This window comes from Bartonella sp. TT119HLJHH, assembly GCF_042193385.1.
Taxonomy (GTDB): domain Bacteria; phylum Pseudomonadota; class Alphaproteobacteria; order Rhizobiales; family Rhizobiaceae; genus Bartonella.
On sequence record NZ_JBHILS010000052.1, the window covers coordinates 1 to 3,161 of the forward strand.

The 3,161-nt window shown below is 44.4% G+C and carries 1 protein-coding gene and 2 pseudogenes; all 3 read right to left on the reverse strand.

What is annotated here, in order from left to right; all coding sequences use genetic code 11:
* Nucleotides 1–308 (reverse strand): annotated as a pseudogene (locus tag ACFIJL_RS08915) (phage tail protein); the annotation flags it as partial.
* A 190-nt stretch (nt 309–498) separates the two neighbouring features.
* Nucleotides 499–1,863 (reverse strand): Bgr_08870 family protein, encoded by a 1,365-nt coding sequence (locus tag ACFIJL_RS08920; protein ID WP_375612335.1) that lies wholly within the window; start codon nt 1,861–1,863, stop codon nt 499–501.
* A gap of 14 nt (nt 1,864–1,877) precedes the next feature.
* A pseudogene (locus tag ACFIJL_RS08925) lies at nt 1,878–3,161 on the reverse strand (DUF4815 domain-containing protein); the annotation flags it as partial.

Genomic DNA, 3,161 nt, shown 5'->3' on the forward strand with positions numbered 1-3,161 from the left:
ACCATTTCGGTTTGTGTCTCAGCAATGGTTGACTTTTCTTCCACCCGCACAAGAATAATTTGTGCCTCAATCCCCTGTGCGCACACAGCATTAATAACATCAAGAGCTGTGCCTCTTGTTCCAAGCTTTTGGATTTTCTCACCCTCATGGCTAAAAATAAGGACAGGCTCGTCGAGGGGAAAAACTTGGTTATCAGCATCAGGGGCTGTAACAACCGCCCCAATGGCGGTCTGATCAAATGTTGCTAAAGGACGGGAATCCTCACCAGCCTCTACAATGCGAATCCCATGATTAAATTCTATTGCCATCTTGCTCTCCAAATCAATGAAGAGAGAATAACAACCATCACCATGCTCCATAAGCCTGACACTGTCAGTCAAAAAAAGCCCTTTCAAAGGGCTTTTAAAGAGCGATAAAAGGACTTAAAAACATATAAACCTGCTTATAGAACAGCTATCCATTTGACTTCTGTCATATCTTGGTTACTTGTGCATCCATTTATTCTTTCCATAATCTTATAAGAACAGCGCCATCAGCACCAGCACCGCTGTCATATCCATCCCTACTAGCACCAGCACCTCCGCCCCCAAAACCACGCCCTGCTTTTCCTGAAGGAAAGCTACCATCTGCCGTTCCTCCACCACCTCCCCTTGATGTATCGCCTCCGGCATCACCTCCGTTACCACTTCTGTTTCCTACAATTCCTTCAATTCCTTTCGTCCCAGCATAACCATTTCCTCCTTTGGCAAGTCCTAGGAGATCATCTGTTGCCCAACCAAAATTTCCACCAATGCCCCCAGTTCCACCAGCACCTGAATAGTAATAAGTATTTCCCTTTGATATACTATAATAAGCACCCCCACCACCATGTCCTCCTGTAGCGGTAATAAAATTCTTTCCAACAACTGTTGTTCCTCCAGAGTTTCCTGTCGCACCATGCTTTGCAACAGAAGTTCCTCCTTTACCAATGATGATATCCTCATGCCCGTTTAAACTGGATTTATAGCCATACCACACGGAACAACCTCCTCCTCCTCCGCCGCCGCCATCGCCATAAGACCAAGAGGAACCACCACTACCTCCGCCGCCCCATGCTTGGATCTCAACTTTGGTTTTATTGCTTACCCAATCTGGCCATTTAATTTTCCCATCTTGCGTATACAGCAATTCAGCATCGGCAATAATGAGTTTATTAATCAAATCTTTTTTGATGTTTTTAATTTCCTGCTTGAGAATATCTATTTCTGATTTCGTATAAACAAGATCACCATCGACTTTTAAAGGTCCTTTAAGAAAGCTTCCGCTTGTGCTTAAACTGGTAACCATTTCACCATTGTGGATGAGGCTAAACGACGAATTGCCCAAAAGCTCTAAGGCACCACTCATAGTCACTTTGCTGGTAAATTTATTATAATTCTGCCATTCATTTGGGCTGGCTAAGCGTCCATAGCTTGTGAGATCTTCATTGATCTTGGCTCTAAAATCATCAAGCCCCACAATATCTTCGGTTTTATGTTGATGTGCGCCTAATAGAGAGACAGCACTGCCAAAAGTGAAGTTATTATTGCTTGATTTATAGAGAACATAATTGTTGGCAGCATCTTTTGCGCCTTCGATATCGCTTAAATCGGCAAAAGTGAAAGTTTTATCCGCTGCCATTTTACCATTGAGAGCGCTTTCTAGATTTGTGATTTCGCTTATGGTATGCGTGTGTTGTAAAGGTGCTTTTTGGTCTACCTTGTCCTCAACACCCGCAATGGCTTGATCAATTTTCGTCAAGTTTTCCCGCAAGATTGGGAATTCAGAACTGATAAAACGACCTTCTTTAGGCAATTCCATGTCGAGTTTTTTGGTTTTTGTCATCTCTCATTTTCCCATTATAATATGCCAGCGCCAAAATCACGCACCATGGACCGCGCTGCTGGTCCACCAGTAAGCGTGAGTTTGAGGCGTGCTTGTTTGGCGCCTTTGTCGCTGCTTACAAATTTTCGTTCTGTCCAAAGTGGTTCGGATAACTGCTCTGTTTCCTCTAATGTGAGAGGGACAAAAGCACCATCATCCAGTTGCATCTCGAGTGAAAAGGTTGCACCACCTGGTAAAAAGGTTTTGATATAGCTGGTCAATCTTGCTTTTTCCCCAAAGGCAAAAGCACGCGTGACATAGGTCGCTTCCTTATGGATCTTTCCCGCAATCAATTGAACAGGAGCAAACAAGACGGGTGAGAGCTTTTCGGTGCCTTTGAGAATAGCGCGAAGCTTTACCTTTTCACTGATATATTCAGTAAGGCTTAGCAATTGAAAGGGAAGAAGTTGATAAATTGTGCCATTGTTTCGTTCAATTTCAAAGATGACAGAACAATCGCTTGAAGGCAATTCAATGGCTGCGCGTACTTGCAAATCAGAGCAGTCCACAAGGTCAAAAGTGCCAAGATCAATGGTTTTTTCTGTTTGTGTGTAGCGTGCCGCCAGCACCCTAAAAGCTAAAGCCTCATCTTGATGAGCGGTCCAGCTCCTAGCATTGACAGAAGAAAAGCGTGGACCGGTCACGTAAGGGTGGCTCGAGACGTATCTCTGGTGTTCTGCATCAAAATCTCCAAGCTTTGCTAAAGAGACGGAATGATCAGCATCATCGGTTTTAATGACAAAAGCCGTTAAACGGTCATCCATCACAAGGAGTGGTACATCATAGCGTGCCTCTGCCCAACCTAGCTTTGCGCCCTTCATAGAATAAAAGCTTTGCGCTTGAATATCGGCGGTCGGATAGCCATTTTCTGTGGTGACCAAATCAATCACCAGATCATGGTTCTGATTGCCGATTTTGCAAAGATGAAAGTCAATTCCAGTGATTTGCCGTGTTTCATCGGGGGTAAAGACTTGCGCTTGTGGGTCCACTTGCGTCCAGATCTTCACTGTTGTGGTGCGTCGCATCACTTTCACATCAATCACGCCTTGACCTGTAAAAAGCCCTGTTGCAATGGTGCCCCCTTTCCCCCGTGCCACAACATTTTTTGTGCCAGCCGTAATATTTTGTGGAATCGTGAAAGCGCCCTCAAGGGTGCCCTTGCTATCGGCAATAAGGAGACTCTTTGGTAAAACATTCACACCATCAAAGGTAAGACTTTCCAAGATTTCGCTACTGCCAAAACCTTCAATTTTAAAGTG